Below are 18029 nucleotides of genomic sequence, written 5' to 3'. Positions count from 1 at the left end.
AAACAATGAAAGAAGCTAAAAATATGGTGTTACCAAAAGGCGTAACACAAACAGATTTCACAAGTGCTGTAGAGCAATTACAGCAACTTTTAGGCAATGATAATGTGCTATTGAGTAGAGAGCACATCTTACCTTACACAAAAATCATGATGTCTGTTGATAATGCAGAACATACACCTTCAGCAGTTGTGACAGCAACAACAGTGGAACAGATTCAAGCCATCGTTAAAATCTGTAATGAGTTCAAAATTCCAATTTGGACAATTTCTACAGGCCGTAACTTCGGTTATGGTTCTGCTGCGCCAGTTGAGCGTGGACAAATCATTTTAGATTTGAAGAAAATGAATAAAATTATCCATGTTGATCCTGATTTATGTACAGCTTTAGTCGAACCTGGCGTAACTTATCAGCAGTTATATGATTATCTTCAAGAGAACAATATTCCATTGATGCTATCATTCTCCGCGCCTTCTGCAATCGCAGGGCCTTTAGGCAATACAATGGATCGTGGCGTTGGTTATACGCCATACGGCGAACATTTTATGATGCAATGCGGCATGGAGATAGTTTTAGCCAATGGTGAAGTTTTGCGCACAGGCATGGGCAGCGTTCCAGGTGATAAAGCATGGCAAGTATTCAAATGGGGTTATGGCCCAACATTAGATGGCATGTTCACACAATCCAACTACGGTATTTGTACTAAAATGGGTTTTTGGTTGATGCCAAAACCACCTGTTTATAAACCATTTGAGATTCAATTCCCTGAAGAGAGCGATATTTCTGAAATCGTGGAAATGATTCGTCCACTGCGCATTGCTCAGATCATTCCAAACTCAGTTGTGATTGCCAATATCCTATGGGAAGCTGCAACATGTGATACGCGCCGCCATGAATACACAATGGAACCAGGTTCAACATCTGATGAGATCTTAAAACAGATCCAAAAAGATAAAAATCTCGGCGCTTGGAACGTTTATGCTGCCTTATATGGCACACAAGAACAAGTGGATGTGAACTGGAACATTGTCAAAGCTGCCGTTGAAAAATTAGGCAAAGGCAAATTAATCACCAAAGAAGAAGCTGGCGATACTCAGCCATTTAAATATCGTGCTGAATTGATGTCTGGCGTGCCAAACTTACAAGAGTTTGGTTTATATAACTGGCGCGGTGGCGGTGGTTCTATGTGGTTTGCGCCTGTGAGCCAAGCAAAAGGCTCCGAATGTGATAAGCAAAAATCTATGGCAAAACGTATTTTGAATAAACATGGTTTGGATTATGTGGGCGAGTTCATTGTGGGTTGGCGAGATATGCACCACGTAATCGATGTTTTATATAACCGCGCTGATCCTGAAGAAACAAAACGTGCAGATGCTTGCTTTAATGAGCTTTTGGATGAGTTCGAGAAAGAAGGTTATGCTGTTTATCGTGTGAATACGCACTTCCAAGAGCGCGTTGCACAGATTTACGGCCCTGTTAAACGCCAAGTGGAACACGCGATCAAACGTGCGCTCGATCCAAATAACATCCTTGCCCCAGGCAAATGTGGCATTGATCTCACAAATAACTTTTAAAAGTTAAAAACTATCAAAATCCTGCTAATTGCCTAGTATTAGCGGGATTTTTTTAAATAACAATTTTGATGCTTGGTGATAATTACAAGATCAAAAAAACCACCTGATCAGGTGGTTTCATTCAATTCCAAATTAATTATTATTAAAACGGATAGGGTCTTGGCGTTTTCTGAACCGTAATCCACTGCATGCGCGTGAACTCATTCAATACCCATTCGCCATTGAAGCGGCCCAAGCCTGAGTTTTTCTCGCCACCAAATGGTGCATTCGTTTGATCATCCACAGAGATATCATTAATGTGCGTCATTCCTACGCGAATGCGCTGTGCGAATTCTACGCCACGCTCTAAATCTTTTGTGAAAATTGCGCTAGATAAACCAAATTCGCTCAAGTTCGCCAAATATGCAGCATCATCTTCATCTTTCGCTTTAATTACAGGTAACAATGGTGCAAAGCTCTCTTCTTTTGCAATTGAAGAATTAGGATCAACATTGATGAATACATGTGGGCCAACCAAATTACCATTAATCCCACCTGCATAAGCAACGGTTGCGCCTTGCTTTTCAGCCAAAGCAATTTTCTCTTTCACTTCGTTCACTTGTTTTTCATTAATTAATGGACCAATGGCTGTTTCCATTTCCGCAGGATTGCCCACTTTCAATGTTTTCACATGTGCCAATAATTTTTCTACATATTCATCATAAATAGATGCATCCACAATCGCGCGGTTTGTGCTCATACAGATTTGTCCTTGGTGCAAGAAACGACCAAATACCGTTGCTTTCACCGCTTCATCCACATCTGCATCTTTCAATACAACGATTGGCGCATTGCCACCCAATTCCAACGCAACACGTTTAATTGGATTACCCATCGCCAATTGCCCAATGCGATGACCAACTGGCGTTGAACCTGTGAATGATACAAATGATGTCGCTGCATGTGTCACAACATAATCACCAATTTCAGCACCTTTACCCACTACAACGCTCAATACGCCCTTTGGCAAGCCTGCTTCTTCAAACAATTTCCCCAACAATAAACCACCTGTTACAGGCGTATCACTTGAAGGCTTTAATAGAACGCTATTACCTAAAGCAATTGCAGGTGCAACAGAACGCATACTTAAATGGAAGGGAAAGTTCCAAGGGCTAATCACCGTCACAACGCCAAGCGGTAAACGATATGCGCGGCTCTCCTGCCCTGCAATTGAAGATGGCATGATAGAACCCGTTGCTCGACCAATCAGGGAGATGGATTCTTCAATAATATTTTTAGCACTGCCCAATTCAATGTGTGCTTTTAATGCTGTGCTGCCTGCTTCATTCACAAGCCATTCGTGCAATTCACCATAGCGAGCATCCATCACTTGGATCAGTTTTTTCAAAACTGCTGCGCGCTCTTGAGGTAATAATTTCCCCCAGCTCTGTTGTGCCTTTTCTGCGCCTGTATAAGCCACATCGACATCTTTTTTTGAAGCTGTAGAGACAGATAGAATAGTTTCTTGATTAAAAGGGTTACTGACTTTGATTTCCCCTTCTGCTGAACCTTTTACCCAATCACCGTTGATGAATTGTAAGTCAAATCCTGTATATTTCATCTTTGCTTTCCTCCAGTTAAGCTTTGGTGTTCATATTGAAATAAAGCCAATGATGAATCACCATTGGCCTTTTATATCATATTTTTCTACGCTAATTGTTGTTCCAAATCAGCCAATACTTTGTAGCAATCAATCACGTTAGCAACACTTGAACGTGCTTCTCTGCCTTCTTTAATTGCCGCAATGAATTCACGATCCTGTAATTCAATGCCATTCATGGAAACATCGACATTTGTCACATCAATCACTTCTTCTTTACCATTCACAAGATCATCGTATCTTGCGATATAAGTGCCGTTATCACAAATATAGCGGAAGAATGTGCCAAGTGGGCCATCATTATTGAATGACAAAGATAATGTACAAATCGCCCCATTGTCAGCTTGTAATTGAATGGACATATCCATCGCAATGCCTAACTCAGGATGGATTGGCCCTTGAATTGCATTAGCTTTGACAACTTTTGAACCTGTTTGATATTGGAATAAATCCACTGTATGTGCAGCGTGATGCCATAACAAATGATCTGTCCAAGAGCGAGGCTGACCTAATGCGTTGATATTTTTACGTCTAAAGAAGTATGTTTGTACATCCATCTGTTGAATATTCAATTCACCTGCATCAATTCTCTTCTTAATCCATTGATGGCTTGGGTTAAATCGACGAGTATGACCAACCATTGCCACCAAACCCGAAGCTTTTTGTGCAGCTAAAACCTCATCTGCATCTTTCCAGTTATCTGCCAATGGAATTTCAACTTCCACGTGCTTACCTGCTTTTAAACATTGCAATGATTGTGCTGCATGCATTTGTGTTGGTGTGCATAAAATTACGGCATCCACCTCATCCATTGCCAACATCTCTGCCATATCTGTTGTATAACGTGCAACGCCATATTTTTCTGCCACAGATTTCACATTATCTAGATCATTACTGACCAAACAAACAACTTGTGCATCATCAATGTTCTTCAATGCATCCAAATGTTTAATACCAAATGCGCCTGTGCCCACTAATGCAATTCTTACTTGACTCACCTAAAACCTCCTATGAGTTTTCTTCTAAAATTAGATGCCCAACTGCTGTATTCGATGCAGGCACATGATAAAAACGGTGTGTAACCTCTGGTGTTTTCTCCAAATTCATCGCACCGCGCGCAATCAACCACATGATCAACTCAATGCCTTCAGAACCCGCTTCACGCACATATTCTACATGCGGTACTTTTGCTAATGCTTCTGGATTTTCAATTAAATCATCTAAGAATTGATTGTCCCATTCTTTATTGATCAAACCTGCACGTGGACCTTGCAACTGATGGCTCATGCCGCCTGTGCCCCAGATTTGTACATTCAAATCTTCATCAAAGGATTCTACAGCTTCACGAATTGCTTTACCTAATGCAAAGCAGCGCTCGCCCGATGGCGTTGGGTATTGCACGACATTCACATGTAGCGGGATGATTTTGCATGGCCATTTTTCAATGTCATCACCAAACATTAATGACATTGGCACAGTCAAACCGTGATCCACTGGCAATTCATTAGCTATTGTCATATCAAAGCCATTATGAATCAATGATGTGCCAATGTGATAAGCCAATTCAGGATGACCTTCAACTGTTGGCACAGGGCGCTTGCCCCAACCTTCGTCAGCAATTTCAAATTGACCCGCAGTACCTAATGCAAATGTAGGAATCAAACTTAAGCTAAATGCATTAGCATGATCGTTATACACAAGGAAAACGACATCAGGCATATTCTCTTTGATCCAATCTTTCGAGAATTCATAACCATCAAACACTGGCTTCCAATAAGCATCTTGCGTTAATTTATTATCAATCGCATTCCCCACTGCTGGAATATGTGATGTATAAACACTAGCTGTAATCTTAGCCATCTTTTTTCTCTCCCACATAACGATTACCTTCAGGTGATCTTCCGCCTTTTACCATCATTTCACGGTATTCTGCTTCCGTCATACCTGTCATGCTACCTGCTAATTGCTGGAAGGATTTACCATCCACGCCGCCTAATTTAGCGAGGAAATAAATATTGCCACCCAATTCTAAACAGCGATTCAAATCACGCGCCAATAATGCTTCTTTTTGAGCTTCTGTCATTGGCCATTCATCCAAATATGCACGCTCATCTGCTTTGAATCGTTCACGATTGTCAGCTTTCATCAGCGACATACAAAATTGATTAATGTGATAACCTTTACGAGATTGTTCCGCATCAAAAATGATGGTTCCAGGTATATCTTTGTACGGTTTGTCCATTGTCTCCTCCTTACTTAGACGATAACGTTTCTGGCCAATACAAACGCATTGGATTATTCACCAACAATTTCTCTTGCAGTTCCGCTGTCGGCGCGATCTGTGGAATGTAATCCACCAATAAACCATCATCTGGCATATGATCTTTAAGATTTGGATGTGGCCAGTCCGTTCCGAACAATACTCTATCAGGAAATTGCGCCACAATCTTCTTTGCGAAAGGAACAACATCTTGATAAGCGTGTTGTTCACCATCCAATGCTTTTGGCCCTGTTTGACTTAAACGCTCAGGACACGAAACTTTACACCAGAAATTAGGGTTTTCCGCCATCAATTTGACGAAGAGTGCAAACTCTTCACCTTCTGCGGATTTTGTCACATCTGGTCGCCCCATATGATCCACAACAACCGTTGTATCAATATTAGTGAAGAAATCCCATAAACGAGGTAAATCTTCTGCCTCAAAGTAGATCACAACATGCCAGCCAAATGGCTTTATTTTCTCAACAACTTTCAATAATTCATCTTCAGGCGTTTCATCCACCAAGCGCTTCACAAAGTTGAAACGCACGCCACGAACACCTGCATCATGCATTTTTTGTAATGCTTCATCTGTAATCGTTGATCTCACAGTTGCAACGCCGCGCGCCAAGCCATGGGCAGATTCTAATGCATCCACCAATGCACTATTATCCGCACCATGACAAGTGGCTTGAACGATCACATTGCGCTCAAAACCGAGTAAATCACGCAATGCAAATAACTGATCTTTTGATGCATCACACGGCGTATATTTGCGTTCTGGCGCATACGGAAATTGATTGTGTGGCCCAAATACATGGCAATGGGCATCCACTGCGCCTTTTGGCATCACAAATTTTGGTTTAGATGGATTCGGATAAAATGGTAACCAGCCTGGTGTCATTTCAAACATAACAACTCCTGAAGAATTTTGATTAAGGTAGATATTTAAGACCAGCTTTTTCCAAGCCTTCGCGCATTTTGTATAAGTCCAATCCCAAAACACCATCTGCAAACTGCTGGCGTTTGTTACCTTCATTCTCTTCACGCTGTTTTGCTAATTCTGCCACTTGTGCAGCGACTTCTTTCGGTACAACCACAATACCATCCACATCTGCAATCACCACATCCCCTGGATTCACATGAGCACCTGCACACACAACAGGAATATTTACAGAACCCAATGTTGCCTTCACTGTACCTTTTGCACAGATTGCTTTACTGAATACAGGAAATTGCATCTCTTCTAGATCAGCCACATCACGCACACCACCATCAATGATCAAGCCTTTTGCACCTTGTGCCTTGAATGATGTTGCCAATAGATCACCAAAGAAGCCATCGACAGATTCTGTTGTACATGCCGCAACCACAACATCGCCTGGCTTGATCTGCTCTGCTGCTACATGCATCATCCAGTTATCGCCTGGTTGTAATAATACTGTGACTGCTGTGCCACACATTTTTGCACCGTTATAAACTGGGCGCATGTAATGTTGCATCAAACCCACTCTGCCCATTGCTTCGTGAATGGTTGCCACACCATATTTGGATAACTCAGCAACCACAGCAGCATCTGCACGAGTGATATCAGTATGCACAACACCCAAATTATTTAATCTTTGACTCATGAGAAACTCCTTATGCTTGCTTCGCTTTTAATCTTTTATCTAAACGTGGGAATACTTTACGCACATTACCTTCATACACTGCATGCTTATCAGCGGCATTTAAAGATGCGGCTTCGATATAACGCTTAGTATCATCAAAATTATGGCCCGTTAATGGATCCACTCCGCGCACTGCACCAATCATTTCAGATGCAAATAGAATATTTTTGTTTTCCACAACTTTTAATAACAGATCAATGCCATCCTGATGATAAACACAAGTATCAAAGAATACGTTATTCATTAAATGATCTGCCAATTCAGGCTTTTTCAATGCTTGTGCCAATCCTCTATAACGCCCCCAATGATAAGGTGCAGCGCCACCGCCATGAGGAATGATTAATTTTAATTCTGGGAAATCTTTGAATAAATCTCCTTCGATCAATTGCATGAATGCAGTTGTATCACCATTGATATAGTGTGCGCCCGTTGTGTGGAAACATGCATTACAACTTGTACTCACATGAACCATTGCTGGTAATTGGTGCTCCACTAATTTTTCATAAATTGGATACCAATATTTATCTGTTAAAGGTGGCGAGGTCCAATGTCCGCCCGATGGATCTGGGTTTAAATTCACCGCAACGATGTCATATTCATTCACACATTTTTCCAATTCTGGAATACATGTTTCAATGGGAACACCTGGCGATTGTGGCAACATTGCCGCTGGCGCAAAATTATCAGGATACAATTGAGAAACTCGGTAGCACAGTTCGTTACAGATCGCTGCCCACGTGGAAGAGATTTCAAAATCACCAATGTGATGCGCCATGAAGCTTGCGCGCGGTGAGAAGATCGTCATATCAATGCCGCGCTCTTTCATTAAACGCAGTTGATTACCTTCGATCGTTTCGCGGATATCTTCGTCTGTGATCACTAAATCTTCCACTCTTGGCTTCAATGATGGATCTTTAATGGATGCGATTTGCTGTTCACGCCATTCAGCCAAAGCTGTTGGTGCTGTTGTATAGTGACCATGACAATCGATGATTAAACTCATTTATTTCTCCTCTATAATTTCGCTGATTTTGTTGGGTGAGATATAAGCTTCACCTTTCATCAATACTCTTGCCGTTCTTAATAACGATGCACCTTTCACTGTTGCAACGCCATTTTCATTTTCAACATCCAAAGAAACGCTGAATTCCCCTGTGGGATGCTCAATGGATAACACTAAATCTTGATCTTTATTTGGCTGTGTTGTTAATGGATAAACAATACTTTCAGGATAAACACAAGCCGTTGCCACCGTTACCGCTGCTAACACGCCAATTGCCTCATGGCAAACATGCGGGATATAACAGCGTGTATGGATCGCGCCACCATTGATTGCAGGTGCCAATAAACACATTTTTGGATAATTTTTTTGGCTCACATCGCCTAAACCCATTTTTATGGCAGCATCTAAGCGTAATTGGTTAATTTCAGCTTTCAATGCACTATTTTCATTATATTCAGCAACTGACTCATAACCTGTGACACCAAAATCTTTCGCATTCATCAATACCATCGGCATGCCGTTATCAATGCAAGTTACTTCTATTTGCTGGCCATTGGATAATGTGAATGTATCTTTTGCCGAACCTGTTGGGAGCAATGTTCCGCACATTGCGCCAGCAATGTCTAAAAACTTGATGTAAATGGGCGATGCTGTGCCTGGCACACCATCAATACTTGCTGTGCCATCGTAACGAACTTCACCATTGGGCGTTTCCACTGTGATATCGCTCAACATGCCCGTATTTTGCGTCAACACACGAACGGTTGTCGTTTCACCTTTCGCTGAGATTAAACCATTTTCAATGGCAAATGGCACAACAGCAGCGAGCATATTGCCGCAATTAGGCTCTGTATCCACCACATCACTTTTCGGTTGTAATTGTGCAAATAAAAATGTTAATTCACTTTTACCATCAGTGGACTTTGAAATGATCCCCACTTTACTCGTTAAAGAATGTGCGCCACCCAAGCCATCAATTTGTCTTGGATCTGGTGATCCCATCAATGCCAGTAGATATTTATCCCGTAACTGAATATCTTCTGGCAATTCTTTGACATCAACGAATAGACCTTTAGATGTTCCGCCACGAACCAAACTCACTGGAACAGCTATTTTTTCGGACATATAGACCTCTCGATCCTACTGGATATTGAAATGGTTAAATATTACTGATCCTCATCTTATTAAAATTGAATAGGGGAATAAATGTGATATAAGTTCTATGAGTTAGTACAAAAATGCATAACTCATTTAATTGACCTTGTATGCTATATGTATCCATTATGTATTGATTAGGAATTGCTATGAACAACTTACCGATTGATTTAAAACAACTGCGCTATTTTATTCATGTTGCTGAGTTTGGAAGCTTCACACAAGCTGCGAATCACTTGGATGTTGCCCAGCCAATTTTGAGTAGACAAATCAGAAAGTTAGAGACAACTTTAGGCAAAAGCTTGCTGATTCGTAATGGACGTGGTGTCTCTTTAACAGATTCAGGGCATATACTGTTGCAGTATAGCCGAGAGATACTAACGCTTGTCGGTCATGTTTATGAAGAGTTAGTGCAAGGCAATTTATCAGGCCATATTTCCATTGGCATTCCACCAACTTTAGCGAGAATGCTATCCGTTGCGTTAACAAAAAAATTCCATTCAGCCATGCCTGAAGCGCGTTTAATCATCACAGAAGCGATGACTTCTGCCATTGAAGATCGCATCATTACAGGACGATTGGATATGGGCTTACTGTACAATACAAGTCGCTCTCAAGAACTTGAATTACAAGTATTAGCCAAAGAGAACCTTTATCTCATCGCTCCTAAAGAGTATCAATTTAATGATAAAAAAGAGCTCAAATTACAGGATATTGCAGGTTTACCATTAATATTGCCATCCTACCCTAATACATTTAGAAAGCTTATTGAAGTGGAAATGACTAAATCAGGCTTAAAACCGAATGTGATTTTAGAGATGAATAGCATCAACACCATCATCGAGTTAATTGTCGAAGGATTAGGCTGCGGTTTGTTGTCACATAAAATCCTAAATACTTTAAGTGAAGATGATCGCAATAAGATACAAGCCATCTGTGTACCATCATTAGAGAGCCGATTATATCTAGCCACTTCTAATAAACGCATGATCACAAAAACACAAACAACAATGCTACAAATCATCCACACTTTAATTGCAGAATACTTCAATGATTAAATACCTGTGTTTGTAGCGATATACCATTTAGACATATCTAATAGATGGCTTTAAACATTTGACTCATGGATTATTCATGCATAATGAATTCACCACTCAAAAATCTACAAAAAGACTACAAGAGTGACATCACCCAGCGTTAAATGATTATTGTAATAATATTATGGAGGTTAAAGATGGCGCCGCACCCAAGATCCGATCAGGATTTTCAAGAATTTATAGACAACAATAAATTCTCCAAGTTTCAATGGATGATCTTTGCAGTTTGCTTTTTAGTGGCACTGCTCGATGGTTACGATACTGTCGCCATTGGTTATATTGCACCTAGCTTAATTCAAGAATGGGGAATACAAAAACCTGATCTAGCCACAGCCATGAGCGCAGGATTATTCGGCATTGCCATTGGTGCTATTGGCTTTGGGCCACTCGCTGATAAACTCGGCCGTAAGATTATGCTGGTCATTTCTGTGCTTGTTTTTGGGATTGGAACATTCATTTCAGCTTATAGCCAAAACTTATTACACTTAGAAATATTACGTTTCATTACAGGCGTTGGATTGGGTGCTGCAATGCCAAATGCCGTCACATTACTCAGTGAATATTGTCCAACAAAACGTAAATTCTTTTTAGTGAACACCATGTTTTGTGGCTTTCCTGTAGGCGCCGCATCTGGAGGATTCCTAGCAGCTTGGATCATTCCTGAGTTTGGTTGGCAATCAGTTTTATTGTTAGGTGGCATTGTGCCTGTCATTTTAGCGCTTTTCTTACTATTTTTTGTGCCTGAATCCGCGCGTTACTCCATCAATAAGGGTTTATCTCAAGAGAAGATCAAAGCAACATTATCACGCATTTCTGCATCTGCTAAAGATTACACAAGTTTCTACTTATCCGAAAATATCAATGTCACCAACGAAAGCAAATCGGAAGGCATTAAAGTCATTCTCTCTAAGCATTACGTTGTTGGCTCTGTCATGTTATGGATGACTTATTTTATGGGCTTAATCATCTTCTACGGCGTTTCCAACTGGATGCCAACACTATTCACTGCCGCTAATATTAGTGGATCATTAGCTGCTGTTGTGACTGGTTTATTTGCTTTAGGTGGTTTAGGTGCGATTGCCAATGGTTGGTTGATGGATCGCTATAATCCCAGTATTTTGATCGCAACATTCTTTGCCTTAACTTTCATCACCGTTGGTGCGATCGGCTACTCTGTGAATATGGGCACAGCGGCTTTAGTATTGATTACAATTATCTCGGGCATTGTGATGAATACAGCACAATCTTCATTACCATCCTTTGCGGCAAGTTTTTATCCAACAGCAGGTAGAAGCACAGGTGTTTCATGGATGCTTGGCATTGGTCGTTTTGGTGGAATCGCAGGCTCTTACTTAGTTGCAGAGCTCATCAAAAGAGACATGGATTTACAACAAATCTTCCTTGTATTAGCGGTGCCCGCAGTGATTTCCACTTGCACATTATTGGTCATCTATTTTAAATATTTCGCCAATAAGAAAAGTGCAACTCATGAAAATAATGAAGAAACTTGTAATGCTTAATTGAAATGATATTGCGCAAAAAAGCATATGAATCGCTTCATATGCTTTTTTATTCTCTTAACGAAAACATCTTGGCAACAATAAACCCATCACCATTGCAATGGCAAATACAATACCATCAGGTATGCCTTGCCCCACTAAAACTAAAGCAGGTGCTGGGCAAATGCCCACTAATCCCCAACCTGCACCAAAGATCAACCCGCCTATGATTAAGCGCTTGTTCATCGGCGTATTTGTGGGCAGATGATGACTTTCACCCAATAATGTTGTGCCACGCTTTTTCAAAATTGTGACAGCGATAAAGCTCATCACCAAAGCGCCAACCATTACCCAAATTAATGCAGGATTCCAACTGCCAAAGGGATCTAAAAAACCTTGAACAACGGCAGGATTTGCCATACCCGATAAAATTAATCCTAAACCAAATAAAATTCCTGCAACTAATGATATGAATGCGTACATTTCGTACTCCTTATAATCCCAATAAATGTTTAACAATGAAGACAGAAACACCGCCTGCAACCATAAAAATCATTGTGACCACAACAGAACTTGGTGATAATCGCGCGATGCCACAAATGGAATGTCCACTTGTACAACCTGAGCTTAACCCTGCGCCTAAGCCCACTAATAATCCACCAATGATTAATAACACGTTATTATTCGTTAATTCAGCGACAGGCACTTGTGCGAATAAGCTATAAACCCAAGGTGATATTAAAATACCGATGATGAATAAAGCACGCCACAAAGTAAAACCATGTTTACTCAATGTTGTGCTTAAGATTCCGCTTACGCCCATCACTCTGCCGAGAAACAAAAAATAGATCATGGCTGCTAAACCAATAAGTAAACCGCCCAATAATGCTGGCAATGAAAAAAACGATGTCATATTTTCCTCAATTAATATGATGTAAGGTCAATGCCCTACGGGGATTATCTTGAAAAACAGTTGAATGTATTCAAATGCTAAAAATGAATGTGGGTATTATAGCGGAATTTCCATCAAACAGTTACTTTTAGTAACTTAAATTTAAAATATATATCCAGTCATCATTTTATGATCTAAACATTTACATATTTTCAATACTAAAAGTCACCGTAAAAAAGTAATCGTAACTGACTTTTTGTCCATTTTTTTCAGCAGGTTTATATCTATAATTTTGTGCTGATTTTTGAGCTGCATTATCCAACCTTGGATAACCACTGCTTTTATGCACTTTAACATACTCAGCTTTGCCCGAAGCCAAAACTCTAGCCATTAATGTCACTTGTCCTTCCTCTTTTCGACGAATGGATAATTCAGGATATTTGGGCTTACGATTGCCAAGAGTTTTACCTTTATGTGTTGGCGCGACAAAGGCTTGTGATCGTATGTCTTGCCCTGCTTTCTTAGGCTGAATTTGCGCAGTATTTTTATTGGTATTTTGCTTAATAATATTCTTTTTCGGCACTATTTTGGAGTTAACAGGCTTTTGAACGACTTTTTCCTTCGGCATTTCTATAGGAGATTCAATCTCTACATCACTTTTGTCTACCGTTAATATTTTAGGCGTTGCTTCTTTTGGTTCCGTAACTTTTTCTTCAAGTGGTGCGGATTGCATCACATTTAAAACAGTCATCTCTAATATTGTGCCTGCAATCGCTAAATTTTGTTCATACTGTTTTTCGGGGGAACTCAAAACAATATAGAGAATGCCACAATGGCCCAATGCAACGATCACAAACAGCACAATATTAGAGATTTTAAACATAACCTTAGAAATTCACATTCAAACGAACCCAAAAACGTCGACCTGGTTCATTGACTTTGAATTTATTGGTTTCATAAGGGTAAATATCAAATGCTGAGCGACTGATAAATTCAGAGTAGTTTTTATCTAAAACATTATCGACACCTGCCATCAAAGTTAACTCATTTTTAATTTTCCATGAGCCATTGAGGGACAATACGCCAAAACCAGCGCCTTTACCCACATCTGCACCAAAGATATTACCTTGCCCGACAGCATAACGATTCTGAGAATCCACCACTCGCCAAACAGCACCCGCACTGAATTCATCATTGCTCCAATTAATGCTCGTGTTCCATTCTAATGGTGCAATTTGCGCCAATGGTCTACGATCAGTCTTATTTTTGCCATAGGTATAAGCAATGCTACTACTTAAACTCCAATTGGGTGTAATGTTCCATTGCACTTGTGCTTCTGCACCATAACGATCCGCATTAATATTACGCGCTCTGCCTTGATCAATTAAAATGTAATCTTTCATTTGGCTTGCAAATACTGTTGTGGCAACCGTCAAATTATCCCTGTTAAATAAGAAACCAAAATCAATCTCGTGATTCGTCTCTTTTTTCACTTTTTCGCCATCGGCTCTGCTTCTTTCCCAGAAATCAGGTGCGCGTTGTGCCATGCCATAACCCACATGGAATAACCAATCATTCACTATATGTTCATAACGGATGAATGCAGAATCTAAGTTATATCGCTGAGATAGAAAACTGCCATCCAAATTCTTACCTTTACCGAAATTTGGATTATATTTTGCATCATTACGATCATGGCGATAACCCAATACTAATTTCTGATCATCATTCATGTACCAAGAGGTTTCAACAAAAACACCGATATTTTTAAATTTCTGATTCAATTGATATGGTGTATTTTTATAATTCAATGTCTTGCGTAACTTATGACGATCTGCAAACCAATCCATTCCCACAACGGTTTCAGTATTACCTAATGATAATTCTGCAAATAATTTAGCCGTTTGTGTTGTTCGCGCAGGATTACTCAATGCAAACATTTTCGGTGTCGCGCGATATGTGAAGTTATCCATCACATGATCAATCTTATTGTGGCTATACTCAAACTGTACTTTAGATAACCATGCAGTAATGTTTTCTTGCTTCACTTTAAAGCGCCAACTATCACGATCAAATTTTGTGCCATCCATCATACGATCCGCATAGGCAGTATGTCCTCGGCTACGATCATAACCTAGCTCGATCAACGTATTTTCTGTGGGCGTTAAACCCAACTCAATCGTTTGGCTAGATCTTTTGTATTCAGAATGAAGCTTGTCACCTGCGCCATCTTTATAATCATTGGATTTATTGTAAGTGCCATTAACATGAACCCAACCCCATTGATTACCAATGATTGCATCTGCGTAGGATTCTAAACGATCATATGATCCACCCAATAATGAACCGCTAAACTTTGTGGTGAATTCATCAAATCTTAGATCATTTCGTACAAAACGTGCAACACCAGCAATATTGCCTGGGCCGTATTGTACAGATTGCGGACCTTTGATAAAAATGACTTCATCATAAGATTCAGGGTAAATATAAGCAGTTGGTGGGTCCATTCTGCCGCCGCAACCGCCTAAAATCTGATGATCATTGCTTAAAATTCTTAAACGAGATCCACCCAATCCACGGAAAATGGGTTCACCACCACCGCCACCTTTTCTCGCAATGCTTAAGTTGGGAATTAACTTTAATAATTCAGCGCCATCTTGTGCAGGTACAGGCTGAATCGCCTCTTTCGGATTAATGGTTTGTACATTGGGCTGATTAGATATCTTCGCGATGACCTGAATATCATCCAATGTTTCCACTGCTTCTGTCTCTTGAGCATAAATTTTAGGCATAAGAATCCCTAAAACCGCTAAAAATAGCGCTTTTTGTTTCATAATCTCTCCTTGGTTTTGATCAGCGATGTTTGAACACGGGAGCGCTGATCAACGCTCCCATGCTTTGTATCTCATTAATGCTGCATTTTGCTATGATCCACTTGCGAATCATTCATTGGCTTATTATCTGTTGCAGGCATATCCATCTTAGAATGATCCATCGATGGTGCTGACATTTGTGAGTGATCCATCGCGCCATGACTACCGTGGTTCATGCCGCCACCTAAATCTTTCATTAACATAGAACCCATGTAGAATAACGTCATTAATAATACGATGCCACCTGCGACTCTTCGCGCATTTTTAGAAGAGAAAAAGCCACCAAAAAAGTTGCCAGAAATGCTTAACGTCAACATCATTGGTAATGTACCTAACCCGAAAAATAACATCACTAATGGCGCTGTCATTGCATTTTCAGCCCCTAAACTCATTGCAAATGCCATGTAAACCATACCGCATGGTAATAATCCCCATGCTAAACCCGCAACATAAGCCCCAAAAAATGATTTAATCGGGAAGAACTTACGTGTTAATTTTGAAATAGGACGAGAAAGTTTACTCATTGGCTTTTCAATGAATGCCAAAAATTGTGGGAAACCAATCAACTGTAATGCCACAAATAACATCACAATTCCGGCAAAGTAACGAATCACAACTTGTAATGGCTTAAGATCCTTCATGGCAACGCTTAATAACATCGCAACCACACCAAGCAACATATAAGTAGTGATTCTACCGAGGTTATAACAGAGCGCAGCCCCTATTTTTCTGCCATTACTTTTCGCCTCTGTATTCATGCCCAAAATGCCTACAACAGGCCCACACATACCAAAACAATGCAAAGAACCATTAAAACCCACAACAAACACTGCTGTAAGCAAAGCTATATCAATCATAAGACTCCCTTTCTCATTTTACAACCTGTATATACAAGTTTGAAATTATGTATATAGTCTAGCGCCAATAAAAATAATAATAAAGTGCTTTGATGAAAGATTTTTCTCCGCTCCGCACTCTATTGACTTTAAATTTTTTTAATGTATATGCTTTAAATCTTGCTATGAAATTTATAGCGTGAAGCTGGGTAATACTGCACTGCATAACTGACAATTTTATTTTGTATCTGCAATCGCTCAACCACTTTAAAGCAAGCTTCATTGTTGCCGATATCCAATAAATGACGAATATGCTCATCAGGAATCACAGCTTCTAAAGTATGCTTTTGTGACAAAGTGGGCGACAGCTTTTGTAAATACGCTGTTGTACAATCCTTTTGAAATGATTCTGCTAAATATAAAGGCGCAAAAGATTCACACACATAACGCGTTTCATATTGCACAGGAGAATTTTCATTAAAATAGATAATTTCACTATAAAATACGGAATTTTTACAGTTTTTACCCATAAATTCTGCAATATCATTAATATCATCGATTTTTTTAATACCAATAATTTTTGATGAAAAACGATAACCTTCTGCTGCAATTTCTTGTGAAATGGGAATCAATTCAAAAAATGGCACCATCTGAAATGGCGTTGCAACAAATGTTCCTGCGCCTTTTTCCCTGAATAGATAACCTTCTTCTGTCAACTCTTTAAAAGCACGATTCACTGTCATTCTGCTGATGTTTAAGATCGCCGCAATCTCATTTTCAGAAGGTAATTTTTGATTAGGCTTCCAATCACCTTTGCCAATTTTTTCCAAAATATGCTCTTTAATTTTTTGGTACATCGGTAACGAATAATTGTCTGAAGTCAAAATTGTCGTAAAAGATTTTATAGTCATAAGCAATACTCAAGAAAATAGAAGCCCCTTTCAATTCGTAAATTAGTCTATAATTAGCGAATGGGTTCATAATTCAATTAATTTAAAGGGAAAATATGGCATCCAATAAAATATCACAAGCAGAATTCACGCTCATGCAAGTATTATGGTCTCAAAACCAAGCAACGAGTCAAGAGATCATTACAATTTTAAGCGACTCCGCTGATTGGCAACCGAATACCATTCAAGCGATGTTATCACGCTTAGTGCGAAAAGGAGTCGTGGGGATCAGAAAACGTGGGCGTTATAATGTCTACTTTCCAACAATCGCCGAAGAAGATAGAAATCGACAACATGTTGAAGCAACTGGCCATCTCTGTTCTCGTAAAGTGGGCAAACGCATTGTAGAGATGATCGAAAATCGCGTATTATCATTTGAGGACATCGAAGCCATTCAAAATGCTTTAGAAGCCAAAAAGCCTTTTGCAGTGGAAGAAGTGATCTGTGATTGCCCACCAGGCACTTGCACTTGTAAAAACTGCAACTGCAAACGTGAAGAGCGTAAATTCGTGGCAACGCCGACAAACTGTTGTTCAGGCTAATTCATTCAGCCCTACAAAAAAAACCGCCATATTTTGGCGGTT

The 18029-nt window shown here is 39.9% G+C and carries 18 protein-coding genes; 4 read left to right on the top strand and 14 right to left on the bottom strand.

What is annotated here, in order from left to right:
- Positions 1–5 precede the first annotated feature (5 nt).
- Positions 6–1571, top strand: coding sequence for an FAD-binding oxidoreductase (locus ACA100_RS06660; protein ID WP_481076931.1), 1566 nt, complete (start codon positions 6–8; stop codon positions 1569–1571).
- Between the two features lie 142 nt (positions 1572–1713).
- Here ACA100_RS06660 and ACA100_RS06655 read toward each other — a convergent pair whose 3' ends face one another.
- From ACA100_RS06655 to ACA100_RS06620, 8 genes are all read right to left on the bottom strand, one after another.
- Positions 1714–3171: an aldehyde dehydrogenase family protein gene (locus tag ACA100_RS06655; RefSeq protein WP_481076930.1), complete on the bottom strand. Its 1458-nt coding sequence runs from the start codon at positions 3169–3171 to the stop codon at positions 1714–1716.
- A gap of 86 nt (positions 3172–3257) precedes the next feature.
- Positions 3258–4208 (bottom strand): Gfo/Idh/MocA family oxidoreductase, encoded by a 951-nt coding sequence (locus ACA100_RS06650; protein ID WP_481076929.1) that lies wholly within the window; start codon positions 4206–4208, stop codon positions 3258–3260.
- 10 nt (positions 4209–4218) lie between these two features.
- On the bottom strand, positions 4219–5070 hold the full coding sequence (locus ACA100_RS06645; protein WP_481076928.1) for a class III extradiol dioxygenase subunit beta: 852 nt from the start codon (positions 5068–5070) through the stop codon (positions 4219–4221).
- Entirely contained in the window at positions 5063–5452 is a 390-nt protein-coding gene (gene ligA / locus ACA100_RS06640; RefSeq protein WP_481076927.1) for a protocatechuate 4,5-dioxygenase subunit alpha, read from the bottom strand. Before ligA ends, ACA100_RS06645 begins: the two co-directional genes overlap by 8 nt.
- Positions 5453–5462: 10 nt before the next feature.
- Positions 5463–6383: an amidohydrolase family protein gene (locus ACA100_RS06635; protein WP_481076926.1), complete on the bottom strand. Its 921-nt coding sequence runs from the start codon at positions 6381–6383 to the stop codon at positions 5463–5465.
- Positions 6384–6405: 22 nt separating this feature from the next.
- Entirely contained in the window at positions 6406–7101 is a 696-nt protein-coding gene (ligK, locus tag ACA100_RS06630) for a 4-carboxy-4-hydroxy-2-oxoadipate aldolase/oxaloacetate decarboxylase (protein ID WP_481076925.1), read from the bottom strand.
- A gap of 10 nt (positions 7102–7111) precedes the next feature.
- Positions 7112–8143, bottom strand: coding sequence for an amidohydrolase family protein (locus ACA100_RS06625; protein WP_481076924.1), 1032 nt, complete (start codon positions 8141–8143; stop codon positions 7112–7114).
- The gene (locus tag ACA100_RS06620) at positions 8144–9268 is read right to left on the bottom strand and encodes a 4-oxalomesaconate tautomerase (protein ID WP_481076923.1); all 1125 of its coding nucleotides are present in this window, start codon (positions 9266–9268) and stop codon (positions 8144–8146) included. It abuts the gene before it with no gap.
- Between the two features lie 179 nt (positions 9269–9447).
- Between ACA100_RS06620 and ACA100_RS06615 the strand changes: the two genes are divergently transcribed.
- Both ACA100_RS06615 and ACA100_RS06610 read left to right on the top strand, forming a co-directional pair.
- Positions 9448–10356 (top strand): LysR family transcriptional regulator, encoded by a 909-nt coding sequence (locus ACA100_RS06615; RefSeq protein ID WP_481076922.1) that lies wholly within the window; start codon positions 9448–9450, stop codon positions 10354–10356.
- A gap of 176 nt (positions 10357–10532) precedes the next feature.
- Positions 10533–11915, top strand: a complete 1383-nt coding sequence (locus ACA100_RS06610; RefSeq protein ID WP_481076921.1) for an MFS transporter — start codon at positions 10533–10535, stop codon at positions 11913–11915.
- Between the two features lie 57 nt (positions 11916–11972).
- Here ACA100_RS06610 and ACA100_RS06605 read toward each other — a convergent pair whose 3' ends face one another.
- From ACA100_RS06605 to ACA100_RS06580, 6 genes are all read right to left on the bottom strand, one after another.
- Positions 11973–12377, bottom strand: a complete 405-nt coding sequence (locus ACA100_RS06605; protein ID WP_481076920.1) for a DUF6691 family protein — start codon at positions 12375–12377, stop codon at positions 11973–11975.
- Positions 12378–12387: 10 nt separating this feature from the next.
- Positions 12388–12807 (bottom strand): YeeE/YedE family protein, encoded by a 420-nt coding sequence (locus ACA100_RS06600; protein ID WP_481076919.1) that lies wholly within the window; start codon positions 12805–12807, stop codon positions 12388–12390.
- A gap of 181 nt (positions 12808–12988) precedes the next feature.
- Positions 12989–13669, bottom strand: coding sequence for an energy transducer TonB (locus ACA100_RS06595; protein ID WP_481076918.1), 681 nt, complete (start codon positions 13667–13669; stop codon positions 12989–12991).
- 4 nt (positions 13670–13673) lie between these two features.
- Positions 13674–15620: a TonB-dependent copper receptor gene (locus tag ACA100_RS06590; protein WP_481076917.1), complete on the bottom strand. Its 1947-nt coding sequence runs from the start codon at positions 15618–15620 to the stop codon at positions 13674–13676.
- A gap of 74 nt (positions 15621–15694) precedes the next feature.
- On the bottom strand, positions 15695–16516 hold the full coding sequence (locus ACA100_RS06585) for a sulfite exporter TauE/SafE family protein (RefSeq protein ID WP_481076916.1): 822 nt from the start codon (positions 16514–16516) through the stop codon (positions 15695–15697).
- Between the two features lie 152 nt (positions 16517–16668).
- Positions 16669–17406 carry a GntR family transcriptional regulator gene (locus ACA100_RS06580; protein WP_481076915.1) on the bottom strand — a complete coding sequence of 246 codons (738 nt, stop codon included), beginning with the start codon at positions 17404–17406 and terminating at the stop codon, positions 16669–16671.
- Positions 17407–17501: 95 nt separating this feature from the next.
- On the opposite strand from ACA100_RS06580, the gene ACA100_RS06575 reads away from it, so the two are divergent.
- Positions 17502–17987, top strand: coding sequence for a CopY/TcrY family copper transport repressor (locus ACA100_RS06575; protein WP_481076914.1), 486 nt, complete (start codon positions 17502–17504; stop codon positions 17985–17987).
- Positions 17988–18029: the final 42 nt, after the last annotated feature.

Source organism: Wohlfahrtiimonas sp. XWW7 (assembly GCF_056716055.1).
This window is presented reverse-complemented; position numbering and strand designations above follow the sequence as displayed.

Excerpts from the sequence above, each read along its gene's own strand:
- ACA100_RS06660 (WP_481076931.1), top strand. The coding sequence starts at position 6 with ATGAAAGAAGCTAAAAATATGGTGTTACCAAAAGGCGTAACACAAACA.
- ACA100_RS06655 (WP_481076930.1), bottom strand. The coding sequence starts at position 3,171 with ATGAAATATACAGGATTTGACTTACAATTCATCAACGGTGATTGGGTA.
- ACA100_RS06645 (WP_481076928.1), bottom strand. The coding sequence starts at position 5,070 with ATGGCTAAGATTACAGCTAGTGTTTATACATCACATATTCCAGCAGTG.
- ligA (WP_481076927.1), bottom strand. The coding sequence starts at position 5,452 with ATGGACAAACCGTACAAAGATATACCTGGAACCATCATTTTTGATGCG.
- ACA100_RS06635 (WP_481076926.1), bottom strand. The coding sequence starts at position 6,383 with ATGTTTGAAATGACACCAGGCTGGTTACCATTTTATCCGAATCCATCT.
- ligK (WP_481076925.1), bottom strand. The coding sequence starts at position 7,101 with ATGAGTCAAAGATTAAATAATTTGGGTGTTGTGCATACTGATATCACT.
- ACA100_RS06625 (WP_481076924.1), bottom strand. The coding sequence starts at position 8,143 with ATGAGTTTAATCATCGATTGTCATGGTCACTATACAACAGCACCAACA.
- ACA100_RS06620 (WP_481076923.1), bottom strand. The coding sequence starts at position 9,268 with ATGTCCGAAAAAATAGCTGTTCCAGTGAGTTTGGTTCGTGGCGGAACA.
- ACA100_RS06615 (WP_481076922.1), top strand. The coding sequence starts at position 9,448 with ATGAACAACTTACCGATTGATTTAAAACAACTGCGCTATTTTATTCAT.
- ACA100_RS06610 (WP_481076921.1), top strand. The coding sequence starts at position 10,533 with ATGGCGCCGCACCCAAGATCCGATCAGGATTTTCAAGAATTTATAGAC.
- ACA100_RS06605 (WP_481076920.1), bottom strand. The coding sequence starts at position 12,377 with ATGTACGCATTCATATCATTAGTTGCAGGAATTTTATTTGGTTTAGGA.
- ACA100_RS06600 (WP_481076919.1), bottom strand. The coding sequence starts at position 12,807 with ATGACATCGTTTTTTTCATTGCCAGCATTATTGGGCGGTTTACTTATT.
- ACA100_RS06595 (WP_481076918.1), bottom strand. The coding sequence starts at position 13,669 with ATGTTTAAAATCTCTAATATTGTGCTGTTTGTGATCGTTGCATTGGGC.
- ACA100_RS06590 (WP_481076917.1), bottom strand. The coding sequence starts at position 15,620 with ATGAAACAAAAAGCGCTATTTTTAGCGGTTTTAGGGATTCTTATGCCT.
- ACA100_RS06585 (WP_481076916.1), bottom strand. The coding sequence starts at position 16,516 with ATGATTGATATAGCTTTGCTTACAGCAGTGTTTGTTGTGGGTTTTAAT.
- ACA100_RS06580 (WP_481076915.1), bottom strand. The coding sequence starts at position 17,406 with ATGACTATAAAATCTTTTACGACAATTTTGACTTCAGACAATTATTCG.
- ACA100_RS06575 (WP_481076914.1), top strand. The coding sequence starts at position 17,502 with ATGGCATCCAATAAAATATCACAAGCAGAATTCACGCTCATGCAAGTA.